This window comes from Bradyrhizobium sp. CCGUVB1N3 (assembly GCF_024199925.1).
Taxonomy (GTDB): domain Bacteria; phylum Pseudomonadota; class Alphaproteobacteria; order Rhizobiales; family Xanthobacteraceae; genus Bradyrhizobium.
The window spans coordinates 3,454,184-3,477,283 of record NZ_JANADR010000001.1 but is presented as its reverse complement, the minus strand read 5'-3'; the positions used below and the strand labels follow the sequence as shown (position 1 = coordinate 3,477,283).

23 protein-coding genes are annotated in these 23,100 nt (G+C 64.1%); 15 read left to right on the top strand and 8 right to left on the bottom strand.

Annotated elements, in window-relative coordinates:
* Nucleotides 1–19 precede the first annotated feature (19 nt).
* The 4 genes from NLM33_RS16495 to NLM33_RS16480 form a co-directional block, all read right to left on the bottom strand.
* On the bottom strand, nt 20–691 hold the full coding sequence (locus NLM33_RS16495) for an aspartate/glutamate racemase family protein (RefSeq protein ID WP_254097059.1): 672 nt from the start codon (nt 689–691) through the stop codon (nt 20–22).
* Nucleotides 688–2,079 (bottom strand): MFS transporter, encoded by a 1,392-nt coding sequence (locus NLM33_RS16490; protein ID WP_371930122.1) that lies wholly within the window; start codon nt 2,077–2,079, stop codon nt 688–690. The genes NLM33_RS16495 and NLM33_RS16490 overlap by 4 nt, the downstream gene beginning before the upstream one ends.
* 199 nt (nt 2,080–2,278) lie before the next feature.
* A complete protein-coding gene (locus NLM33_RS16485; RefSeq protein ID WP_254097057.1) occupies nt 2,279–3,184 on the bottom strand; it encodes a MurR/RpiR family transcriptional regulator in 906 nt (301 codons plus the stop codon).
* Nucleotides 3,185–3,474: 290 nt separating this feature from the next.
* Entirely contained in the window at nt 3,475–4,491 is a 1,017-nt protein-coding gene (locus NLM33_RS16480) for a TRAP transporter substrate-binding protein (RefSeq protein WP_254097056.1), read from the bottom strand.
* Nucleotides 4,492–4,561: 70 nt separating this feature from the next.
* On the opposite strand from NLM33_RS16480, the gene NLM33_RS16475 reads away from it, so the two are divergent.
* From NLM33_RS16475 to NLM33_RS16460, 4 genes are all read left to right on the top strand, one after another.
* Complete coding sequence (locus NLM33_RS16475) at nt 4,562–5,251, top strand: TetR/AcrR family transcriptional regulator (protein ID WP_254097055.1); 690 nt, start codon at nt 4,562–4,564, stop codon at nt 5,249–5,251.
* A gap of 49 nt (nt 5,252–5,300) precedes the next feature.
* On the top strand, nt 5,301–6,497 hold the full coding sequence (locus NLM33_RS16470) for an MFS transporter (RefSeq protein ID WP_254097054.1): 1,197 nt from the start codon (nt 5,301–5,303) through the stop codon (nt 6,495–6,497).
* A gap of 140 nt (nt 6,498–6,637) precedes the next feature.
* Nucleotides 6,638–6,859 (top strand): hypothetical protein, encoded by a 222-nt coding sequence (locus tag NLM33_RS16465; RefSeq protein WP_254097053.1) that lies wholly within the window; start codon nt 6,638–6,640, stop codon nt 6,857–6,859.
* A 212-nt stretch (nt 6,860–7,071) separates the two neighbouring features.
* Nucleotides 7,072–7,491: a DUF4118 domain-containing protein gene (locus NLM33_RS16460; RefSeq protein ID WP_254097052.1), complete on the top strand. Its 420-nt coding sequence runs from the start codon at nt 7,072–7,074 to the stop codon at nt 7,489–7,491.
* 10 nt (nt 7,492–7,501) lie between these two features.
* On the opposite strand, the gene NLM33_RS16455 is transcribed toward NLM33_RS16460, so the two are convergent.
* Nucleotides 7,502–8,755 carry a glycosyltransferase family 87 protein gene (locus tag NLM33_RS16455; RefSeq protein WP_254097051.1) on the bottom strand — a complete coding sequence of 418 codons (1,254 nt, stop codon included), beginning with the start codon at nt 8,753–8,755 and terminating at the stop codon, nt 7,502–7,504.
* A 223-nt stretch (nt 8,756–8,978) separates the two neighbouring features.
* Nucleotides 8,979–9,950 (bottom strand): LysR family transcriptional regulator, encoded by a 972-nt coding sequence (locus tag NLM33_RS16450; protein ID WP_254097050.1) that lies wholly within the window; start codon nt 9,948–9,950, stop codon nt 8,979–8,981.
* 119 nt (nt 9,951–10,069) lie between these two features.
* Between NLM33_RS16450 and NLM33_RS16445 the strand changes: the two genes are divergently transcribed.
* The 9 genes from NLM33_RS16445 (at nt 10,070) to NLM33_RS16405 (ending at nt 19,505) form a co-directional block, all read left to right on the top strand.
* Nucleotides 10,070–11,104, top strand: a complete 1,035-nt coding sequence (locus NLM33_RS16445) for a class 1 fructose-bisphosphatase (protein ID WP_254097049.1) — start codon at nt 10,070–10,072, stop codon at nt 11,102–11,104.
* Nucleotides 11,105–11,116: 12 nt separating this feature from the next.
* Nucleotides 11,117–11,992, top strand: a complete 876-nt coding sequence (locus tag NLM33_RS16440) for a phosphoribulokinase (protein ID WP_254097048.1) — start codon at nt 11,117–11,119, stop codon at nt 11,990–11,992.
* Nucleotides 11,993–12,023: 31 nt separating this feature from the next.
* A complete protein-coding gene (tkt, locus tag NLM33_RS16435) occupies nt 12,024–14,048 on the top strand; it encodes a transketolase (RefSeq protein ID WP_254097047.1) in 2,025 nt (674 codons plus the stop codon).
* Nucleotides 14,049–14,058: 10 nt separating this feature from the next.
* The gene (gene fba, locus NLM33_RS16430; RefSeq protein ID WP_254097046.1) at nt 14,059–15,144 is read left to right on the top strand and encodes a class II fructose-bisphosphate aldolase; all 1,086 of its coding nucleotides are present in this window, start codon (nt 14,059–14,061) and stop codon (nt 15,142–15,144) included.
* 38 nt (nt 15,145–15,182) lie between these two features.
* A complete protein-coding gene (locus tag NLM33_RS16425; RefSeq protein ID WP_254097045.1) occupies nt 15,183–16,643 on the top strand; it encodes a form I ribulose bisphosphate carboxylase large subunit in 1,461 nt (486 codons plus the stop codon).
* Nucleotides 16,644–16,654: 11 nt separating this feature from the next.
* A complete protein-coding gene (locus NLM33_RS16420) occupies nt 16,655–17,062 on the top strand; it encodes a ribulose bisphosphate carboxylase small subunit (RefSeq protein WP_254097044.1) in 408 nt (135 codons plus the stop codon).
* A 101-nt stretch (nt 17,063–17,163) separates the two neighbouring features.
* Entirely contained in the window at nt 17,164–18,090 is a 927-nt protein-coding gene (gene cbbX / locus NLM33_RS16415) for a CbbX protein (protein WP_254097043.1), read from the top strand.
* Complete coding sequence (rpe, locus tag NLM33_RS16410) at nt 18,087–18,824, top strand: ribulose-phosphate 3-epimerase (RefSeq protein ID WP_254097042.1); 738 nt, start codon at nt 18,087–18,089, stop codon at nt 18,822–18,824. Before cbbX ends, rpe begins: the two co-directional genes overlap by 4 nt.
* A 468-nt stretch (nt 18,825–19,292) precedes the next feature.
* Nucleotides 19,293–19,505 carry a hypothetical protein gene (locus NLM33_RS16405; protein ID WP_254097041.1) on the top strand — a complete coding sequence of 71 codons (213 nt, stop codon included), beginning with the start codon at nt 19,293–19,295 and terminating at the stop codon, nt 19,503–19,505.
* 15 nt (nt 19,506–19,520) lie between these two features.
* On the opposite strand, the gene NLM33_RS16400 is transcribed toward NLM33_RS16405, so the two are convergent.
* Nucleotides 19,521–20,357 (bottom strand): universal stress protein, encoded by an 837-nt coding sequence (locus NLM33_RS16400; protein WP_254097040.1) that lies wholly within the window; start codon nt 20,355–20,357, stop codon nt 19,521–19,523.
* A 210-nt stretch (nt 20,358–20,567) separates the two neighbouring features.
* Here NLM33_RS16400 and NLM33_RS16395 point away from each other — a divergent pair, with 210 nt between their 5' ends.
* Together NLM33_RS16395 and NLM33_RS16390 are read left to right on the top strand one after the other, a co-directional pair.
* Nucleotides 20,568–22,121: a Do family serine endopeptidase gene (locus NLM33_RS16395; RefSeq protein WP_254097039.1), complete on the top strand. Its 1,554-nt coding sequence runs from the start codon at nt 20,568–20,570 to the stop codon at nt 22,119–22,121.
* Between the two features lie 265 nt (nt 22,122–22,386).
* The gene (locus NLM33_RS16390) at nt 22,387–22,749 is read left to right on the top strand and encodes a hypothetical protein (RefSeq protein ID WP_254097038.1); all 363 of its coding nucleotides are present in this window, start codon (nt 22,387–22,389) and stop codon (nt 22,747–22,749) included.
* Nucleotides 22,750–22,803: 54 nt separating this feature from the next.
* Here the strand turns inward: NLM33_RS16390 and NLM33_RS16385 are convergent, their stop codons facing one another.
* Nucleotides 22,804–23,055, bottom strand: a complete 252-nt coding sequence (locus tag NLM33_RS16385) for a DUF6496 domain-containing protein (protein ID WP_254097037.1) — start codon at nt 23,053–23,055, stop codon at nt 22,804–22,806.
* Nucleotides 23,056–23,100 lie beyond the last annotated feature (45 nt).

Sequence of the window (23,100 nt, the reverse complement as noted above, 5' to 3'; positions counted from 1 at the left end):
CGCCTGCCCCAGGCGGCACTCAGTGTCGCTCGATCAGGCCAAGAAGCCGCCTCACCGCGCTTGGGATCGGTGCAATGATCGGCTCGGCGAAGAACGCCTGCAGATGCGTTGCCGCTTCGCCGAGCGGGCCGCCGCCAATGATGACGGCCTCCGCGCCGTCGCGCTCAATGCACGCCTTGACCGCTTCGGCCAATTCTTCGTTCAGCCGGCGCGGCTGTGCAGCGATGGCTCTCGGGTCGCCGGGTGTACAACGAATGCCGGAGTAGAACCCCGCAAGCCCTAGATGCAGAGCCCTTGCCGCGATGGCGTCGGCGAGCTCGGGGGTTACGGTGGCGACGCCAAAGCGGCGGCCTCCCGCGTGGGCCGCCAACATCGATGCTTCGCAAATGCCGGTAGCGGGAAGTTGCGACTCACGCCGCAGTGCCTCGAGCCCCGGATCGCCAAACGCACTAACGATGAAACCCAGGCAGCTTTGCCGCCGTGCGAGTCCGAGCTCCACCACCTCGTCGGCGGCGCTCTCGAGTTCCTGCGGCGACACGATCATGGCCGGTGCCCGCGTCGCCGTCACGCCGATCACGGATACGTTCTCGCCAGCCGAGTTTCTCGCGATCGCCAGCATCATCTCCGTGGTCGATTGCGCACTGTTCGGATTGATCAGGACGATATGCCCATCGTCGGCGCGCAGCGTCATGCAAACTTCGCGGATGTCTCGCGCCTCGCTTCGGCAGGTCGCACCGACTCTTCCATCGGCTTGCCGTAGGTTTCCGGACCGAACTGGATCGACGCCGCAAAGACCGCATACATCGCGGCCGCCAGTGCGAACACGCCGATGATACCATAGTGGTCGAACAGCAGGCCCGAGATCGATGGCACGAACGAGCCCGCGGCCGAACCCGCGGCGAGAATGAACGCCACGCCGAACGCGCGCATCCGGGTTGGGAAGAGCTCCGGCGCGTAGATCCAAATCGAAGTATTGAGCAACAGCACGAAAAATTGGAACAGGGCGCCCAGCAGGAGCAGCATCACCAGACTGTTGCCAAGGTAGACGATGCAAAGCGCGGCAAGGCACGCGCAAACGGCCCCGACGGTCAGCACCTTCTTGCGAGGCAGATAGTAACCGAACATCGACGCCGCGATGGTGCCGAGCACGCTGCCGCTTTGAATGATCATGGTGAAGAGCAGGCTGCCCGACAATGTGTGGCCCTTCGCGACGAAGATGATCGGCATCAGCGTCAGCACCGAGAGCTGAGCTCCGTAGCTCATCACGATGGCGATAGAGACGGCGATCGTCCGAACCAGATATTGGCCTTTGAAGATGCCGGTCCACGCTCCCTTGGGTGCGGCTTCGTTCGTCACATTCGACTCGGTCAAATAGTGTGTGACTTCCAGGCCGCGCGGGTTGAGCGAGCCGGAGGCGAGGATAGACAGCACCCGGTTCGCTTCGGCCAATTTTCCGACCGATACCAGGAATCGTGGTGTTTCCGGGATGTAGCGGCGATAGAACACCACGAGAAGCGCCGGAAGTGCGAGCGACGCAAACAGCCAGCGCCAGTTCTCCGAGCCGGAGAACAGGCTGAAGACGACGAGACCGAAGGCTGGCGCAAGGAAGTTGCCAAAGCCACCGGCCCCGACGTTGACGAGGCCCGCGGCGGTCCCGCGGAATCTCGGAGAACAGAACTCGGCCAGCATCGTGACGGCGGTCGAAATTTCGCCGCCTACACCGAATCCGACGATGGCGCGGGCCACGCAGAGCGCGCCGAAACTCGGTGCCAGCGCACATGCGAGCGAGCCGATGGTGAACAGCAGGAGATTGATGCCGAGCATGATCCGGCGCCCGTAGCGGTCGCCGATCGCACCGGATGTGAGCCGTCCGATGGCGGCGGTGCCGAACGTGATGGTGTTGAGAAGGCCGATATCCGTCGCCGTCAACCCCCATTGCGCGCGAAGCGCCGGGCCTGCGATGCCGATGGTGTTCTGCTCGAAACTGTCGAACAGGCAGCCGAACAGGATGAGCGCAATGATGTGCTTGTGCGCCTTGGTGACGCCGATCTGCTCGAGCGTCGACTCGAGCTGTTGCATCGCCGCCGACGACTTTGATGCCGAGCTGGTGTTAGCCGTCTCCACGGTAATCCTCCACGTCAACGAACGATAATATAATTTCAAGAAGTCTATCTTGTGAAAAAACATTTTCAATGCTGCGCGTGACGGAAATATTGGCAATCATCGCCTAGCGTGAAGGCAGCAGATCCCGACACGCGATTGAGATGCGGCAGTTTGCCTAAAGCGGCGACAATTCGTCGGCTGCGTCGTGCGCGGTTTCGACCGCGGCGAGATGCCGCCGGCCTTTTTTTCCAGTCGCGTGGAAGAGGCGGGTGATCAGCAGGTCGCAGAAGGCGATCACCGCGGTGTGGTTGTCCAGCGCGCCGGGTGCTTTTGCGTCACAGCGGATCATCCAGTCGACGCTGCGCGACGCCCCGAACAGATGGTCGGTGATCAGGACGACCTTCGTCTTCGATCGGCCCGCCTGAGCAATCAGGTGCTGCAACGGCCGTGCCCGCCTGCGAACCCCAAATGCAACGAGGCAGTCGGACGCCTCGAAGTTCGCCATGTACTCGCCAATCGTTTCGCCAGGCCCAGGAAGCAGTTGTGCCTTCGGCAGAAACTGGAAGATTTGCCAGCGAAAATAGGCAGCAAAGGACTGATTGCTGCGATATCCGGCAACCCAGATCGTCCGTGCGGCAATGATCGCCTGTGTGATCTCGTCAATGGTTGCATCGTTCAAGCGGGCCATCGTCGCCTCCAGGTTGGCGCGGCTCATGGCGAGATGCGACGCGATCGTATCGGGAGCAGGCCGGCGCTTGGCGTCGAGCAGGAGCGGCGAACCGATATTTTTTTCCGCCCGTACGCTGCGGCGGGCCGTGTTGAAGTCGTCGAAGCCTAGACGCCGGAAGAAGCGGCTCACGGTCGCATTCGATACGCCGGCCAGCGCGGCGAATTCGGAGGCTGAATAGCTCGCCAGATCCCCGGGAAAGTCGAGTGTCAATTCGGCAAGACGGCGCTCGGCATCGGGCAAGGAATTCATCACGCCCAGCACGCGATTGATGAAAGAGGAGGGGGGCTGACTCATGGCAAATGCTCGACAGGCTAGAGTGCCGAATCCGAAGTTCGCTTGATTCTGCCGCACCCTCCCGAGCGAACTTCAAATCGAAAGGACACTACAAGTCTTTGACTCTATTGTTCTTAGTTCAGAGGTCCCCTCGGAGAACTTGCAGCAAAGAATGAAGGGAATTCTGGAGCCGCCGCACTTACCTGATTGTTGTTTTTCGCTTTTTTCCGCCATCGTAAAGCTATTTTCGCAATACGACACACCATATGACAACGGGTGCCGGCTTCTTCAACAGAAGATGTTCGCGCCGGTTCGGCTCGTCAAATGTCGTGTCGTGGATTTGCGCCGCCGCGTATGCGCTGCGGTATTCAGGCGAGCTTGCCGACGGCGCTTTCGAGCAGTCCCCAGGCCTCATTGCCGAACCGTGTCTTCCATTCGCCGTAGAATCCTGCCTCGCGCAGCTTGGCGCGGAAACTGTCGGGCGCGGGCTTCGTGAATGCCAGGCCCTTGCCCTGAAGATCCGATTGCACCGTCGCGTTGAACGCCTTGATGTCCTCGCGCTGCTTGAGGCCGGCCTCGTTGAGGGCCCTGGCGACGACGGCCTGAAGGTCCGCGGGCAGGGCATGCCAGGTGCGGCCGTTGGCGACGAACCAAAAGCCGTCCCAGATGTGGTTGCTGATGGCGCAGTACCTCTGCACCTCGTAGAGCTTGGCGATCTGGACGATCGGCAGCGGATTTTCCTGTGCATCGACGATGCGGGTCTGGAGCGACGAGTAGACCTCGCTGAATTGCAGGCCGGTGGGCGAGGCCGAGAGCGCCTTGAACATCGAAACGCTCAGCGGGCTGACGGGCACGCGGATCTTCAATCCGCGCATGTCCTTGGCCCCCTCGATCGGCTTGGTGCCGCTCGTGATCTGGCGAAAACCGTTGTCCCACATCTTCTCGAACGCATGGAGGCCGACCTTGGCCATAGCCGCGCGCACATGCGCGCCGAGCGCGCCGTCCATCGCCTTCCACACCTGGTCGTAGTCGGCAAAGGCGAAGCCGACCGCATTGATCGCGGCCACCTGGGCCAACGTCGCCACGACCAGCGCCGATGGCGTGAAAAACGTGATGGCGCCGCTGCGCACCTGCGCCAGCATGTCGGTGTCGCCGCCGAGCTGGTTGTTCGGGAAGATCGTGATCTCGACCCGGCCGCCGGTCTCCTTCGCGACGCGATCGGCGGCCTCCTGCGCGCGGATATTGAGCGGATGCGTGAGCGGCAGGTTGTTGCCGTAGGTCAGCGCGAACTCGGCGGCGCGGGCAACGCGCGGCACGGCACCCGCGAGGCCGGCTGCGGGCAGGGCGGACAGCGCCTGCAGGGCGCGCCGGCGGGTCAGGGTCACGGCTTCGGCTCCAATGGGATCTTTGATGGTGAATCATGTCTTTGCGAGAATCTTGCTTTGAAAATCGCGAATGGCGGCCGGGCTGTCAAACGGCAAGGGCGGACTTGATTTGGAAATGATTGTTCCCTATCGTGTGCGGATGCGAAGGAACGCACGAGGATTGCAGCCCATCTCCCGTCCGCCCGGCCGCCCGCGCGAGTTCGACCTGGATGTCGCGTTGGACAAGGCGGTGCGGGTGTTTTGCGAACGCGGTTACCACGCCACCTCGATCGGAGATCTGACCGAGGCAATGGAGCTCGCGACCGGCAGCATCTACAAGGCGTTTCGAGACAAGCATGCCGTGTTCCTCGCCGCGCTCGAGCGCTACGCGGCGCGGCGCCAGGATGAGGTTCGGCGCGCTGCCGCGCAGGGTACAAGCGGACGCGACCGCCTGCGCAACGTACTGCTTTCCTACGTCGAGGCGTCCCAGGGCAGCGAAGGACGACGCGGCTGCCTCGTGGTCGGCAGTGCCGTCGAGCTGGCCGCGGTCGATCCGGAGATTGCGGTGTGGGTCGCGGCCCGGCTCAAAACCAATGAAAGCTTCCTCGCCGGCCTCATTCGCGAAGGGCAGGCCGACGGCTCGGTCCCTCGCCATGTCGATCCCGACGATACCGCGCGCCTGATGATCTGCATGACGCAAGGGCTCCGCGTCGTCGGCAAGGCCCGGCTGCCGCTCGATGGCGAGCGCCTGGTCGGGATCGCGATGAAGCTGCTCGCCTGATTTGTTTGCCTAATTAGGAAACGATCGTTTCCTATAAATGGAGCGTGTGATGACGATGAATGCCACGATCGAAGCGGTGCCCGACGAGGGCGCAGTTTCGCGGCGCCTGACCTTTCTGCTTGCCGCCGCCTGCGGCATGGTCGCGGCGAACATCTATTATGCGCAGCCGCTGATCGGGCCGATCAGCACGGCGCTGGGCCTGTCGCACGACGCTGCCGGCCTGATCGTCACCATGACGCAGATCGGCTATGGCCTCGGGCTCCTGCTGATCGTCCCGCTTGGCGATCTCGTCGAGAACCGTACGCTGATCTGCTCCGTCATCGGACTTGGCGCCGCTGCGTTGCTTGCCGCTGCCTGCGCGACGCAGGCCTTGCCGTTTCTCCTCGCCGCGCTCTTCATCGGGCTCGGCTCGGTCGCGGTCCAGGTCATCATTCCCTATGCCGCGCACCTTGCGCCGGCGGCGACGCGCGGACGCGTCGTCGGCAATGTCTCGACCGGCCTGATGCTCGGCATCATGCTGGCGCGGCCGGTTTCGAGCTTCGTGACGTCGATCGCCTCGTGGCATGCGATCTTCTTCGGCTCGACGGTGCTCATGATCGCGCTCGCTGGCGTTCTGTGGCGTACGCTGCCAACGCGCATGCCGGTGGTGCGGCTGCATTATCTCGAACTGCTGAGGTCGATGCCGCATCTGGCGCGGACGACGCCGGTGCTGCGCCGTCGTGCGCTGTATCAAGCCTTCCTGTTCGCAGCGTTCAGCCTGTTCTGGACGGTGACGCCGCTTCTGCTGGCAAGCCCTGCGTTCGGCCTGTCCCAGCGCGGCATCGCGCTGTTCGCGCTCGCTGGCGTCGCCGGCGCGGTGGCCGCGCCGATTGCTGGACGGATTGCCGATCGCGGATATAGCCGCGGCGCGACGCTCGCCGCCATGCTGCTGGTCGCGGCCGCCTTCCTGATCACGCATCTCGGCGCCGCCGGCTCCACGCTGAATCTCGCCTGTCTCGTCATTGCGGCGATCGCGATCGATTTCGGCGTGCAGGGCAACCTCGTCCTCGGCTTTCGCGCGATCTTCGCGCTCGGCCCGGAGCACCGCAGCCGTCTCAACGGCCTCTACATGGCGGCGTTCTTCACGGCTGGTGCTGCGGGCTCCGCGCTCGGCGGCTTTGCCTTTGCGCATGGCGGCTGGATGCTTGCATCCTGGATCGGCTTAGCGCTGCCAGCCGCGGCGTTGGTCTACGCTGCCTTCGAGTGAGGCACTTGCTTGGAGTGAGGCGTTTGGCGGCGCGGGCAAGGATTCGGAAACTATCCGCCGCGTCTGCGTCCGCCGCTAACGAATCGAAAAAGGTTCTGACGCACCTTGGGCTCCGCGAATGGGAATTGGGGAGTTTTGATATGGACGGGCAAGCCATCCTGGAGAACGTACGGCGCTATCGGGCGATCGCGTCATTGCACCGCCAGACGGCCGCGTTCCGGCCGCGTCAGAGCTGGTCTCTGCTGGAGCAGGCGAGCGAGTGGGAATCCCGCGCGCTGGCCGAGCTCGAGGCCTACTTCGCCGGCGGCGATCGACGCTGGTCCAGGCCTGCCGAAGCCCGCATGGAACTGATGGCGGCGTGAGGGCTAAGGCCGCCGCGCCCGGGCTGCAAGCCCCCTGGCCGACAGGCCATTTCTACTTTGCATGGGGTTGTTTTCGACTTTTTGCAGCGGTGGCCATTTACCACGGCCCCGCATGGCTCATTTCCGCACTGCACAACTATCGCGGGCCCGGAACAGGTGTGCTAGCTTGACTGGAACCTCAGCCGCGTTCGCGGCGCAAAAGGGGATTTCCAATGGGTCGCCCGGAAACGTTCTTTGGACCGAAAATGCAGCCGTGGTCCTGGCAGGCCTTTGGGTTCGCCGTCATTGTGTTGGCAGCTTCGGCCGGCTTCCAGGGTGTTTGCGTTCTCTTTGGCGCCCAGCTCTATTTCGCCGCGTTCCTGCCGGCTGTCTTCATCGTGGGGATCGTTGCGGGAGCACCTGCGGCGGCGCTCGCCATCCTGCTCACCGTTCCGCTGGTCTGGTGGGCCTTCATGCCGCCCTTCTTCGAGTTCAGCCCGCTGACCCGTGCCGACGCGCATGACATCAATCTGTTCTTCCTGTTCAGCGTGCTGTTGATCGGTCTTGCCGATCTCTGTCGTCAGACCGTGACGATGATCAATGGCGGTGGCCTCAAGGCAACCGACAAGACGGTCGCGCCGAATTCGCAGTAGTACTTGCGGGTCAGGGACTCGCCTTGGCCATCGGATCCGGGCTCGGCCACAACCGCAGCCGAAGCAGGACCAGCGCTAGTAAGGCAACCATCGCGAGACCGCCGAGCGAGGGAATCAGCGGGGGGCTCACCGCCGTGCGCGGGTCGTAGAACAGTCGCAGGCCGGCGGCCAGCAGCATGCCGTAACTGCCGGCAACGAAGATCAGCCCGTAGATGGCGCCCCGCTCGCGGGCGTTTGCAGCCTTGAGAAGATCCGGAAGCAGCAGCGCAAGACCAATGCCTGCGATCGGAAGATCGTAGTCATAGGCATAGGGGGTTACCATCACCGAAGCCAGAGTCGCGGCCCCGAGCGCGGTGCGCGGCTGCGCCTCGCGCGCGACGGCAAGCACGATCGACAGCAACGCAAGGCTCGCGACGATGATCTGTCCTGCGAAGGCGAAGGAAGGGGCCGCGCCGAGCGAATGTAGAGCCGCGTAGAACGAAATCATGCGATAGAGCGGAAGGTCGCCCTGGGCGAGATAGGCGGCCTGGTCCCTGATCGCGCCGAAGAACGCAGTCCAGATTTGGGGCTCGAACAGCAGCGTGCAGAACAGCGAGCTCGTCAGCACGACGATCGCAGCCGTCGCCAGCGCCATCCACCTTCGCGTCAGCACGAGATAGGCGACCATGGTCGCCGCCAGATGCGGCTTGATGACCATCGCTGCGAGCGCAAGGCCGGCGATGATCTGTGCGAATATCTGTTTCCGCTCGACGTTGAGGCAGATGAGTCCGATCAACCCTCCGGTCAAAAATCCGTTCTGGCCGCAATCGAGCGTCACGGCGAGGGCCGGAAGCAGCACGACCAGCAGCAGCGCGAAGGCATTCCCTGCAAGCAACCGCAATGTCGCGAGATAAAAGGCGAGCGTTGCGGCCGTGAACAGCAAGTATGCCGCGCCGAGCGGCAGCAGCGCGAGCGGCGCGATCATGAGGTCGAACTGCGGCGGGTAGGCCCACGGCATGAAGTTCGAGATGCCGAACGTCTCGATCTGCATCTGGAGGAGCTTGTCGAGCTGGTAGGCCTGGGCGACATCGCCGGACCAAACCTTCTGCGCGACGAGATAGAAGTCGTCGAAATCGACGAGGCCGCGCGGCTGCTGTGCACCGGCCCCCGAGAACCAGGCCGTCTTGGCGAGAACGGCGATCGCCAGCGCCGCAAGTATGGCGCCCACATGCATCGTCCGCTTCGAATCCGAGGGGTGCGCGAGATCGAATGTCCTGGGGGGCATGGTTGGATCGTCGTCCCGGAAGCGTTGACATGTCCGTGCGGGCCGTCGCGCTGGCGTGCCGCCGCACGCTCAATCATGATGCCGGGCAATCCTTAAGAGAATTGCATTTGCGCGTCGCAAAAACGGAAGCTGCGACAGCGGCCGACGCCAGGCTTAAGGAGCCGATACGGGCTTTCCTAAAGTTGGCCCAATGTCGGCCGGTGAGGGCAACCGCGGGCGGGATCTACCGTCCACGCAATTCCGGCACGTCAGGCAGGTAGTTCGAGCCCTCCGAGCCCAGAAAATCGAACATCGCCTGCGCCGGTGGCAGCAGCACCTTGTCGCTGCGGCGGATCACGTACCATTGCCGGACGATCGGCAGGCCAGCGACGTCGAGGATGATGAGACGGCCCTCGGCGAGCTCATGCGCCACCGTATGCGCGGAGATGAACGCGACGCCGAGGCCTGCGATCACCGCCTGCTTGATGGTCTCGTTGCTGCTCATCTCCATGCCGATGATCGGCTCGAGATCCGACTTCTGGAACATGCCTTCCATCAGCGTCCGAGTACCGGATCCAGGCTCGCGGGTGAGGAAAGTCTCGTGGACGAGGTCGGTCAGGTTGAGGCCGGAATCCTTCGCCAGCCAGTGCCCCTTCCGCGCGACGATGATGTGCGGGTTGCGCCCCAGCTGGCGCACGTCGACCGTGACGTCGGCCGGTGGCCGACCCATCACCGCGAAATCGAGATCGTAGCCGTGCATGGCCTCGCGGATCTCCTCGCGATTGCCAATGGTCAGCTTGATCTCGATCTTCGGATAGCGCTGCGAGAACGCCGCGATCGCGTGCGGCACGAAGTATTTGGCGGTCGAGACCGCGCCGAGATGCACCGTGCCGCCGGTTCGCCCCGCCAGAAGATCGAGCGCGCCCTGGCAATCCGCGATCGCGGCTTCGACGCGATCGGCGAGCGCCAGCACCTCCTTGCCCGCTTCCGTCAGCAGCATGCCGTCGCCGGTCCGCTGCACCAGGGGCAGCCCCGCCAGATCCTGCAATTGCCGGAGTTGCTGGGTGACCGCCGGCTGCGTCAGCCCGAGATGTGTCGAGGCCGCCGTCACGCTGCCCTTGGCCGACAGCGCTGCGAGCGACCGGAGCTGCCGGATCGTCAGATGCCGGAGCTGGGTCGCCGGATGGCTATTATAAGAAAATTCTTTGGCGCTCATTATGAATAGAAATTTTCCTTATTAGTTCGGCTCTGTCAATTTCTTCGTGCTGGGACCAGCCGCTCCACTCCCTGATCCGGGAACAAGGATAGCGGCAGCCGCGAGGGGATGGACGCAAGATGACCGGGCAACTCAGGCTGGACGACTATCTTCAACGGTATTCTGAAACCGCGCCCGAGGCGCTGGCCGTGGCGGCCGCGGTCGATGCCATCGCCGCCGCCGCGATCGAGATCGCCGACCTCACCGGCACCGGTCAGTTGTCCGATGCCTCGGGTCTGACCACCGGCTGCAACAGCGACGGCGATCTGCAGCGCGACCTCGACCTGCGGGCGGATGCAGTCCTGCGCCGCTGCCTCGGCAAAGCGTCGATCGCTGCGCTTGCCTCGGAGGAGATGCGCGAGCCTCAGATCGTCGACCGCGCGGCAAAAATCTGCGTCGCGATCGATCCGCTCGACGGGTCCTCCAATATCGACATCAACATGACGGTCGGCACGATCTTCTCGATCCTGCCGGCTCCCGATGATCTTGGCCTTGCCTTCCACCAGCGCGGCTCCGCGCAGCTTGCGGCGGGCTTCGTCACCTATGGTCCCCAGACCTCGCTGGTGCTGACGCTCGGCGACGGCGTTGACGTCTTCACGCTGGATCGCACGCGCTCTTTCCGCCTGGCGCGGCGGGGCGTGCAGATCCCCGAGACGGCAGACGAGTTCGCAATCAACGCCTCGAACCGCCGGCACTGGGATGCGCCGGTGCGCGCCTTCGTCGACGAATGCCTCGCCGGCGTGGACGGTCCGGCGAACCGCAATTTCAACATGCGCTGGGTCGCCTCACTCGTCGCGGAATCCTATCGCATCCTGACTCGCGGCGGCGTGTTTCTCTATCCGTCCGATGCGCGTCCCGGTTACGGCGACGGCCGGCTGCGCCTGACCTACGAGGCGCATCCGATGGCCTTCATCATGGAGCAGGCCGGCGGGGCGGCCTCGACCGGGCGCGAGCGCATCCTCGATCTCGCCGCGCACAATCTGCACCAGCGCGTGCCGCTGATCATGGGCTCGCACCATGAGGTGCGGCGCGTCGAGGAGCTGCATTGCGATCCGCTGCTGGTCGCGAGCGTGTCGGCGCCGCTGTTCGCGCGGCGCGGCTTCTTCCGGCTGTGAGGAGAATAGCGCATGTCCAGGAAGCATCCGATCATCTCGATCACCGGCTCCTCCGGCGCCGGAACGACTTCGGTCAAGAAGACTTTTGAGCAGATCTTCTTCCGCGAACGCGTCAATGCCGTCTACATCGAGGGCGACGCGTTCCACCGCTACGACCGCGCCGAGATGCGCACGCAGATGGCGAAGGAGGCGGAGTGCGGCAACAAGCACTTCAGCCATTTCAGCCCCGAGACCAATCTGTTCGAGGAACTGGAGCGGGCGTTCCGCGACTATGGCGAGACCGGCACCGCGGTGACACGCCACTACATCCACGATGCCGAGGAGTCTGCGTTGCACGGCGCACCTCCCGGCACCTTCACCGAATGGGAGCGGCTGCCGGAGAATTCCGACCTCTTGTTCTACGAGGGCCTGCATGGCGCCGTCGTCACCGACAAGGTCAATGTCGCGCGCTATGCCGACCTGAAGATCGGCGTCGTGCCCGTCATCAATCTCGAATGGATCCAGAAGCTGCACCGCGACCGCAGCGCGCGGGGCTATTCGACCGAGGCCGTCACCGACACCATTTTGCGGCGGATGCCGGACTACATCCACTACATCTGCCCGCAATTCACCGAGACCGACATCAACTTCCAGCGCGTGCCGACGGTCGACACGTCCAATCCCTTCATCGCGCGCTGGATCCCGACACCTGACGAATCGATGGTCGTGATCCGCTTCAAGAACCCGCGCGGCATCGACTTCCCCTATCTGCTCTCGATGCTGCCGCACAGTTGGATGTCGCGTGCCAACTCGATCGTTTGCCCGGGTGCCAAGCTCGATCTCGCGATGCAGCTCATCCTGACGCCTTTGATCATGCAGCTCATCGAGCGCAAGCGAAGCATGAAGTGACGCACAACAACGACAACAACGGGAGGGTCCGATGAACATCTCGGTTCATGCCGAAGCCGACCTCAGCGCGGTCAGCCATGCCGATCTCGCCAACGCCGTCCGCTTCCTTGCGGTCGATGCCATCGAGCAATCGCAGTCTGGCCATCCCGGCCTGCCCATGGGCATGGCCGACGTCGCGACCGTGCTGTTCTCGCGCTTCCTCAAATTCGACGCGGCGCATCCCAACTGGCCGGACCGCGATCGCTTCGTGCTGTCGGCCGGCCACGGCTCGATGCTGCTCTACGCGCTGCTCTATCTCACCGGCGGTGCCGTCAGCCTCGACGACATCAGGGCATTCCGGCAATGGGGCTCGAAGACGCCGGGGCATCCGGAATACGGCCACACGCCGGGCGTCGAGACCACAACGGGCCCGCTCGGGCAGGGGATCGCCACCGCGGTCGGCATGGCGCTCGCCGAGCGCATGGCCAACGCGCAGCATGGCGATGGCCTCGTCGATCACTTCACCTATGTGATCGCCGGCGATGGCTGCCTGATGGAAGGCATCAGCCAGGAGGCGATCTCGCTCGCCGGTCATCTCCAGCTCGGCCGTCTCATCGTGCTGTTCGACGACAATGGCATTTCCATCGACGGGCCGACCTCGCTTGCGACCTCGGACGATCAACTCGCGCGTTTCGCCGCCTCCGGCTGGTCGGTTCGCCGCGTCGATGGGCATGATCCTGAGGCGGTTGCGCAGGCGATCGCGGAAGAGCGCCATACCGCAAGGCCGTCGCTGATCGCCTGCCGCACCATCATCGGCTATGGCGCGCCGGACCGTCAGGGCACCGAGAAGGCGCATGGCGCGCCGCTCGGCACTGAGCAGACGGCGGCCGCCCGTCGGACTCTTGGCTGGGACTATCAGCCCTTCGTGGTGCCGATCCCGATCTTCAAGGCGTGGCGCATGATCGGGCAGCGCGGGCAGGTCGACCGTCTCGCCTGGCTCGATCGCTATGAGGGCGCGAGCCCTGCGCAGCGCGAGCTGTTCATCGAGGGCAAGGTTCTGGCCCTGCCGAGCGCCTATGCCCAGGCGTCGGCGAAATTGCGCGACCGTTTTGCCACCGAGCGTCCGAAGCTTGCGACGCGGCAGGCCTCGCAACAGGTGCTCGACGGCATCGCGCCGTCGCTACCCGGGCTGATCGGCGGCTCGGCCGACCTGACCCATTCGAATCTGACGCATGCCAAGACGCAGGTTCCCGTCACGCGCGGCAGGTTCGCCGGCGATTACATCCATTACGGTATTCGCGAGCACGGCATGGCGGCGGCGATGAACGGCATTGCGCTGCATGGCGGCTTTATCCCCTATGGCGGCACGTTCCTCGCCTTCTCCGACTACAGCCGGCCGGCGATCCGCCTTGCAGCCCTGATGCGGCTGCGCGTTATCCATGTGATGACCCATGACTCCATCGGTCTTGGCGAGGACGGCCCGACGCACCAGCCGGTCGAGCATCTCGCGGCGCTCCGCGTGATTCCAAATCTGCTGGTGTTTCGTCCCGCGGACGCCGTGGAGACGCTGGAGGCGTGGGACTGCGCGCTGGAGGCGACGACGCGCCCCTCCGTGCTGTGCCTGTCGCGCCAGGCCTTGCCGACCTTCCGCAGCGATGCGCGCGGCACGAACCGCGTCGCGCGCGGCGCCTATCTCGTCGTCACGCCTGATGGGGGCCGCGATGTGACGCTGATCGCAACCGGCTCGGAGGTTTCGATCGCGATCGAGGCCGCGCGCCTGCTTGCGACCGAGCACATTCGTGCGGCCGTGGTCTCGGCGCCGTGCTTTGCGCTGTTCGAGGAGCAGAGCGAGGAGTACCGCGCCGCCGTGCTGGGCGCCGCGCCGCGCGTCGGCATCGAAGCCGCCGTCCTTGGAGACTGGCCGCGCTGGATCGGTGCGGACGGCGAATTCGTCGGCATGCGCGGCTTCGGCGCCTCTGCGCCGGCGCCGGTGCTGTATCGCGAATTCAACATCACACCACAGAGCGTTGCAGGGGCGGCCAGGCGCTCGGTCGACCGCGCCAACGCAGGCAAATAGGAGAACTCCCTTGGCACGCATTACCCTTCGGCAACTGCTCGATCACGCAGCTCACCACGGCTATGCCGTTCCGGCGTTCAACATCAACAACATGGAGCAGGGCATCGCTATCATGCAGGCGGCGGCCGAGGTCGATGCGCCCGTGATCATCCAGGCTTCGCGCGGCGCGCGTAGCTATGCCGGCGATCTCATGCTCTCGCACATGATCGATGCGTTGGAGCGGACCTATCCGGACATCCCGCTCTGCATGCACCAGGACCACGGCAACGACGAAGCGACCTGCGCGTCCGCGATCGCCCATGGCTTTACCTCGGTCATGATGGACGGCTCGCTGAAGGCCGACGCCAAGACGGCGGCCGACTACGACTACAACGTCGCGATCACCCGCCGCGTCGTCGACCTCGCGCATTGGGTCGGCGCCTCCGTGGAAGGCGAGCTCGGCGTGCTCGGCTCGCTCGAGCATGGCGGCGGCGAGCAGGAGGACGGTCACGGCGTCGAGGGCAAGGTCAGCCACGACCAGTTGCTGACCGATCCCGACCAGGCCGTCGACTTCGTCCGCGCCACCAAGGTCGATGCGCTCGCGATCGCAATGGGTACCTCGCACGGCGCCTACAAGTTCAGCCGCAAGCCGGATGGCGACATCCTGGCGATGCGGGTGGTCGAGGAGATCCATCGCCGGCTGCCGAACACACACCTTGTCATGCATGGCTCCTCGTCGGTGCCGCAGCCGCTCCAGGACATGTTCAATCAGTTCGGCGGCGAGATGCCGCAGACCTGGGGCGTACCGGTGGAGGAGATCGTCCGCGGCATCAAGAGCGGCGTGCGCAAGGTCAATATCGATACCGACTGCCGCCTGGCGATGACCGCGGTGTTCCGCAAAGTGGCGTCGCAGGCGCGTTCGGAGTTCGATCCGCGCAAATTCCTGAAACCCGCGATGGATGCGATGCGCGATCTCTGCCGCGAGCGTTTCGAGCAGTTCGGCACCGCAGGCCATGCCGGCAAGATCAAGGTCATTCCCATGAGCGACATGGCGCGGCGATACCGCGCCGGCGAATTGGACCCGCGCATCGACGCCCGCGAACCCGTCGCGGCCTAATCAATTGGAAAGAGCAGAGAGAAGAGCAGGAGAGAGACATGAACGCACATGCAGGCACGGTCCGCGGCAAAGAGCGCTATCGCTCCGGCGTCATGGAATACAAGCGCATGGGCTATTGGGAGCCCGACTATGTGCCGAAGGACACCGACGTCATCGCGTTGTTCCGGGTGACGCCGCAGGAGGGTGTCGACCCGATTGAGGCTTCGGCCGCGGTCGCCGGTGAATCTTCGACCGCGACCTGGACGGTGGTGTGGACCGATCGCCTGACCGCGGCGGAGAAATATCGCGCCAAGTGCTACCGCGTCGATCCGGTGCCGGGCTCGCCGGGCTCGTATTTCGCCTATATCGCCTACGATCTCGACCTGTTCGAGCCGGGCTCGATCGCGAACCTCTCTGCCTCGATCATCGGCAACGTCTTCGGCTTCAAGCCGCTGAAGGCCTTGCGGCTCGAGGACATGCGCTTCCCGGTCGCCTATGTGAAGACGTTCCAGGGGCCCGCCACCGGCATCGTGGTCGAGCGCGAGCGGCTCGACAAGTTCGGCCGGCCGCTGTTAGGGGCAACGGTGAAGCCGAAGCTCGGCCTCTCCGGTCGCAACTACGGCCGCGTGGTCTACGAGGCGCTGAAGGGCGGGCTCGACTTCACCAAGGACGACGAGAACATCAACTCGCAGCCGTTCATGCACTGGCGCGACCGCTTCCTCTATTGCATGGAGGCCGTGAACCGCGCGCAAGCCGCCTCGGGCGAGGTGAAGGGTACGTACCTCAACGTCACCGCCGCGACGATGGAGGACATGTACGAGCGCGCGGAGTTCGCCAAGGAGCTCGGCTCGGTCATCGTCATGATCGACCTCGTGATCGGCTATACCGCGATCCAGTCCATGGCGAAATGGGCGCGGCGCAACGACATGATCCTGCATCTGCATCGCGCCGGTCACTCGACCTACACACGGCAGAAGAGCCACGGTGTGTCGTTCCGCGTCATCGCCAAATGGATGCGGCTTGCAGGCGTCGACCACATCCATGCCGGCACCGTGGTCGGCAAGCTCGAAGGCGATCCCAACACCACGCGCGGCTACTACGACGTCTGCCGCGAGGACTTCAATCCGATGAAGCTCGAGCATGGCCTGTTCTTCGACCAGCCCTGGGCGAGTCTGAACAAGATGATGCCGGTCGCCTCCGGCGGCATCCACGCCGGTCAGATGCACCAGTTGCTCGACCTCCTGGGTGAGGACGTCGTGCTGCAATTTGGCGGCGGCACGATCGGTCATCCCATGGGGATCGCGGCGGGCGCGATCGCCAACCGCGTGGCGCTGGAAGCGATGATCCTCGCCCGCAACGAGGGCCGCGACTACGTCCATGAAGGGCCGGAGATCCTGGCCAAGGCGGCTCAAACATGCACGCCGCTGAAGGCCGCGCTCGACGTCTGGAAGGACGTCACCTTCAACTATCAATCCACCGACACGCCGGACTTCGTTCCGACAGCGCTGGAAACCGTTTGAGGAGACTTGAGATGAAGTTGACGCAAGGGTGTTTTTCTTTCCTGCCTGATCTCACCGACGACCAGATTTACAAGCAGGTGCAGTATTGCCTTGCGAACGGCTGGGCCGTGAACATCGAGTTCACCGATGATCCGCATCCCCGCAACACCTATTGGGAGATGTGGGGCCTGCCGATGTTCGATCTCGCGGACGCTGCCGGCGTGATGATGGAGCTCGCCGAGTGCCGCAGGGTCTATGGTAACAGCTACATCCGGATCAGCGGCTTCGATTCCAGCCATGGCTGGGAGTCGGTGCGGATCTCCTTCCTCGTCAATCGGCCTGCGAAGGAAGCCGAATTCGAGCTGGTGCGGCAGGAGGCTGCGGGACGTGCGATCCGCTACACCACCATCCGCAAGCCGGCCGAGCACGCCTCAGTGTAAAGCGCATTCGTTTCCGCGCGGAGCTCTCCCTGCTCCGCTTCCTTGGCGGACAACTGCTTCGCCGCTCGTTCGCAGCGAAGCCCTTTTTATTCGAGGCGCCGATGCTTGATGTGCCACAAAAGACCGAGACCAGCGAGGCCGCCTTCGATCTGCGCAAGGAGGCCGAGGCGGCGGGGATCACTGAGACGTTGCGCGAGCTCGAGCAGGAGCTGATCGGGTTGAAGCCGGTCAAGAGCCGGGTGCGCCAGATCGCGTCGCTGCTGCTGATCGAGCGGATCCGGCAGCGCGCGGGACTCGTATCCTCGCCGCCGACGCTGCACATGTCCTTTACCGGCAATCCCGGCACCGGCAAGACCACCGTCGCGCTGCGCATGGCGAAGATCCTCCACGGCCTCGGCTTCGTGCGGCGCGGGCAGGTGATCTCGGTGACGCGTGATGATCTCGTCGGGCAATATATCGGCCATACTGCGCCGAAGACGAAAGAGATATTGAAGAAAGCGATGGGCGGCGTGCTGTTCATCGACGAGGCTTACTACCTGCACCGGCCCGACAATGAGCGCGACTATGGCCAGGAGGCGATCGAGATCCTGCTCCAGGTGATGGAGAACCAGCGCGAGGACCTCGTGGTCATTCTCGCCGGCTATGGCGAGCGGATGACGAATTTCTTTGCCTCCAATCCGGGTTTCCGCTCGCGCATCGCCCACCACATCGAATTCCCCGACTATTCGGAAGCCGAATTGCTCTTCATTGCGGACTTGATGTTGCAAGAGCGGGGATATCGCTTCTCGACTGCCGCGCGCGAGGCTTTCGAAAAGTACATCGCGCTGCGGCGGACGCAGCCGTTCTTCTCCAATGCGCGCTCGATCCGCAACGCGGTCGATCGCATCCGGTTGCGCCAGGCCGACCGGCTGGTTGCCGATCTCGACCGCATGCTCGACATCGCTGACCTCGAGACCATCGATTCCGCTGACGTGCTGGCGAGCCGCGTGTTCAGCGGCGGAGCTGACGCGCGGAGTGCAAAGCCATGACGAAGGAAATCATCATTGCGCCATCGATCCTGGCGGCGAATTTCGCAAAGCTCGGCGAGGAGATCGCCGCGATCGACGCGGCCGGTGCCGATTGGATCCATTGTGATGTCATGGACGGGCATTTCGTGCCCAATATCAGCTTTGGCGCCGACGTGATCAAGGCTATCAGGCCGTTCACGACCAAGACGTTCGACGTCCACCTCATGATCGCGCCGGCCGATCCCTATCTCGAAGCCTTCGCGAAAGCCGGTGCCGACATCATCACGGTCCATGCCGAGCCCGGCCCGCATCTCGATCGCACGTTGCAGGCGATCCGCGCGCTCGGCAAGAAGGCCGGCGTCAGCCTGTGCCCGGCAACGCCGGAAGCTGCGATCGAATATGTGCTCGACCGCCTCGATCTCATTCTGGTGATGACGGTCAATCCGGGTTTTGGCGGGCAATCCTTCCTGGGTTCGCAGATCGAGAAGATCCAGCGCATCCGCAAAATGATCGGCGACCGGCCGATCCGGCTCGAGGTCGATGGCGGCGTAACGCACGACAACGCGGCCGTGGTTGCAGCCGCCGGCGCGGATACGCTGGTGGCGGGATCGGCGGTGTTCCGCGGCAACGGCAGCGCTGACTACGCGAACAACATCGCGGCCATCCGCGTTGCCGCGGAAGCCAGTCGGGTTCCGAAGCTGCAATATAGTTCGGCGTCGCTGGTACGTGCCGGCGAGAGCGAGCTCGTCCGGTAGTCACCGCCCGCTAATCGGAGTCTTGCCGCAATCTGTCGAGTGGCGGTATTTGGATGCGATTGGCGCGATTCCCGCGGTGGAGTGGCGCCGCTACCTAACCTGCCTAAATGAAAGAGCCGCCGGCTCCAGTTCCGTGCGGCTCGGGAAGTCGCGGGCTGCATGCTCATCTGTCGCAGCCCCTGTGTACCGCCGTTACCTTGTTTGCGGCCATACCGTGGAACTCATAGCCAAAATTGCTTCATTTGGCTGTGACTTGCCCCACAGATGCCGCAACTTTGTGGCATGATTAGAACTCAGGTCTCGGCGAAACATCCCCGAAGTTTGACCCAGGGCAATGCCAACGGACCGGCGTACGCGTTAACTCTTTCAAGAAAAGAGTAGTCCGCGCAGAAAATGTTTCGCACGAGTGCAATGAGTGTGACGCAAACCGGCGAAATAAGCCGGGCGTGGCCAAGGTGGGAGATTCTCATGGAGAACGTGCGTCGGTACCGTGCTCTGGCGTCCCTGTGCCGTCAGCAGGCGGCGTATCGACCCCTGCAGAGCTGGGATCTTCTCGGCCAAGCCGAGCATTTCGAACATCTCGCCGAAGCAGAGCTGAAGGCTCACTTCGACGCGTGCAATACACGAGGCGCTGACGACGCAGCAGCCCCAGGAGAGTGGCAGCGCACCGCCGCCGCGTGAGGCGCAAAGCTCGCGCTAATGCGACATCAGCGTCGGGACCGTCATCGTTTGCAGCATTGCGCGGGTGACGCCGCCCAGCACGCGCTCCTGCAAGCGCGAATGGCCGTAGCCGCCCATCACCAGAAGATCGAGGCTCTCGTCGGCCGCGAGTGACAGGATGGTCGGCTGAATGTCGGCGCGGCTCGCCGACAGGCTGACGATCCGAGCTTCCAGCCCGAGCCGTGCCAGATGTCTTGCGAGCTGATCCGCCGAAGCCGTGCCGGGCGCCGACGTCGATTCGTTCACCGTCATGATGACGATCTCCTCGGCCCGCGACAGGAACGGCATCGCGTCGCGCATCGCGCGCGCCGCGACGCGGCTGCCATCCCAGGCGATGCCGATCCGCCGTGTCTTGAGGGTGCCGCGGAAGATATGCGGCAGGAACAGCACCGGCCCACCCGCCTGGAACAGGATCTCCTGCGGCAGGTCGCTGTCGAAGGATCCTTGTTCTGCATCGGGCTGCAGCACGACGCTGAGATCGTGGAGTCGCGCCATCGCGCCGACCACGTCGATCGCATCTGCCGGGATCGCACCGACCGGGTGGCAACTACGGGAAATCCCGGCATGCCCGGCTTCCGTCTCGAACACCGTGAGCGCCGTCTCGGCGCGTTCCACCGCTCGTTCGCGCTCCATCTCGAACACGGCGGCCATCGCCGCGCCGCCCTCCATCACATAGGCCGTGCTGGTTGCGACATAGCCGACCGAGACCGCATCGAGATGGGCGTTGAAGCCGGCTGCGAGCGACACCGCGCCGTCGATGACCGGGCGCATTGGGCGTTCGGTCGGGATGTGGACGAGAATATCTTTGATCATGGCGGCGCCTCCGGCGGAGATCATTTCATTTCCACGCCGTAATTTTTCACCGATCCATCGATGCGCGTTGACCTGCATCAAGCGCCGTCACCCGCGGCGGCACGTCGCAGCTTTCTTTGCCAAGAATTAATCGCGTGGACGGGACGTCGTAATGTTGCATCGTCAATGTTGCGGGCAAGGCGACTGCTCATCCAACATGGACAATTCGACATGAACGACCACATCAATCCCGATTCCGCCCGGCCGCGTGCGATCCTGAAACCCCGGCGCCTCGCGCTGCTCGGCACCGTGGCCGCGCTCGGCGTTGCCGTGCTTGCCGCTGCTCCGACCGGATATTCGCCGTTTGGCGGCGCCTCCTTCACCTCGCCCGCGCTCGCTGCCGAGACGACGCCGACCCCGCCCGGCTTCGCCGACCTGGTGGCGAAGGTGAAGCCCGCAGTGATCTCCGTGCGTGTCAAGATCGATCAGACCGACGACAAGAGTGCGATGCTGCAGCAGAACCGGATGGATTCGGATGAGGATTCGCCGTTCGATCAGTTCCCGAAGGAATTCGGCTTCCGCCTGCCGAAGGGCATGCAGCAAATGCCCAATGGCATGCCGCAGCGCCACCGCGTGATCACCGGCGAAGGCTCCGGCTTCTTCATCTCGGCCGACGGCTATGCGGTGACCAACAATCACGTCGTCGACCACGCCCAGTCCGTGCAGGTGACGGCGGACGACGGCACGATCTACACGGCCAAGGTCGTCGGCACCGATCCGAAGACCGACCTCGCGCTGATCAAGGTCGACGGCAAGAAGGACTTTTCGTTCGTGAAATTCTCCGAGCAGCGCCCGCGGATCGGCGACTGGGTGGTCGCCGTCGGCAATCCGTTCGGCCTCGGCGGCACGGTGACGGCAGGCATCGTCTCGGCCAACGGCCGCGACATCGGCGCCGGCCCCTATGACGACTACATCCAGATCGACGCGCCCATCAACAAGGGCAACTCCGGCGGTCCGGCCTTCGACATGAACGGCAACGTGATCGGCGTGAACACCGCGATCTTCTCGCCGTCCGGCGGTTCGGTCGGCATCGGATTCGACATCCCGGCCAATACCGCGAAGCTCGTCGTCGCCCAGCTCAAGGACAAGGGCTCGGTCACGCGCGGCTGGCTCGGCGTCCAGGTGCAGCCGGTGACGGCTGATATCGCCGACAGCCTCGGGCTGAAGGAAGCCCGTGGCGCGATCGTCGACACGCCACAGGACAACAGCCCGGCGTCCAAGGCCGGCATTGAGGCCGGCGACGTCATCACCGCCGTCAACGGCACCGCGGTCAAGGACTCCCGCGATCTTGCCCGCACCATCGGCACGATGGCACCGGGCAGCTCTGTGAAGCTCGACGTCTGGCACAAGGGCGAGAGCAAGACCGTGAGCGTGAACCTCGGCGAGCTGCCGAACGAGCGTCAGGCCAAGGCGAATGAGAAGGCGAATGAAGGTCAGTCGACCGCCGGCACGCCGCGTCTCGGCCTCGGCCTCGCTCCGGCCGGCGACGTGCAGGGCGCAGGCCAGAAGGGCGTCGTCGTCACCTCGGTTGATCCGGAAGGCCCGGCGGCAAGCCGCGGCATCCAGACCGGTGACGTCATCCTCAATGTCGGCGGCAAGGCCGTTGCCAGCATCGACGACGTCCGGACTGAGCTGAAGCAGGCGAAGTCTGCTGGCAAACGCAGCGTGCTGTTGCAGGTGAAGAGCGCGGAGGCGACGAAGTTCGTCGCGGTGCCGCTGGCGTAAGCCGGCGCATCGGCCTCAAGCAGCTCAGGCAAAAGGCGGCCCGCGGGCCGCCTTTTCGCGTCTCGGGGAGATTCCCACAGGCTTCCGATAACATTCGCGTTAACGGGAGCGTTGCGGACAGGCTTCGGCCCCAAAAACCACACTAACTCAAAGTGGTCACGAGTCGCATTGTGCTGCTCGTCGGACGAGGGCGGTCCTCAAGGCGGAACTTCCGGTCGCGTTGCCGCTTTGTGGAACCGGACTTCGTCGGAAGTCGGTGCCGAAGATGGATCGATTGAGGGCCTTCAGCAGGGGCGCGCTGCTCCTTGCGCCGCTCATACTCTTTGCCCAAAGCGCCGCCGGGCGGGATGACGGGCGCTATACGGATTCACCTCTCAAGCCCTGGTTCGACAGCCTGCGCAGCCATCTCGGTCCCTGCTGCTCGGATGCCGATGGCGTCGCCCTCGCCGATCCGGACTGGGAATCCCACAATGGGCACTATCGCGTTCGGATCGACGGCCAATGGGTCGAGGTGCCTGACGAAGCCATCATCACTGAACCCAACCGTGCCGGCCGCACCATGGTGTGGCCGGTCAAGACCGCGTTCGGGATTTCGATCCGCTGCTTCATGCCCGGCACTATGATCTGAGGGCGACGCATCGACATTGGGCGGCGCACGAGAGCTTCGCCGCCGAATGTCGTCTCACCGTGAGCGCTTCTTGCTCGACTTCTTCTTCGAGCTCGTCCGCTTCGACGTCTTCTTCTTCGGGACCTTCTTGCCCTTCTTGCGCGCTTTGGACACGCCGATCGCGATCGCCTGCTTGCGGCTCTTCACGCGTCCACCGCGTCCGCCAGGACCGCTCTTGGCCGTGCCTTTCTTGTAACGGCGCATCTCGCTTTCGACATCCTTGCCGGAGCTCTTCGAATAGCGCCGTTTCTTTGCCTTGCGTGCCATCGGTGATCTCCCTCGGTTGCGGGAGAACAGTGCCTGGCGCGCAAT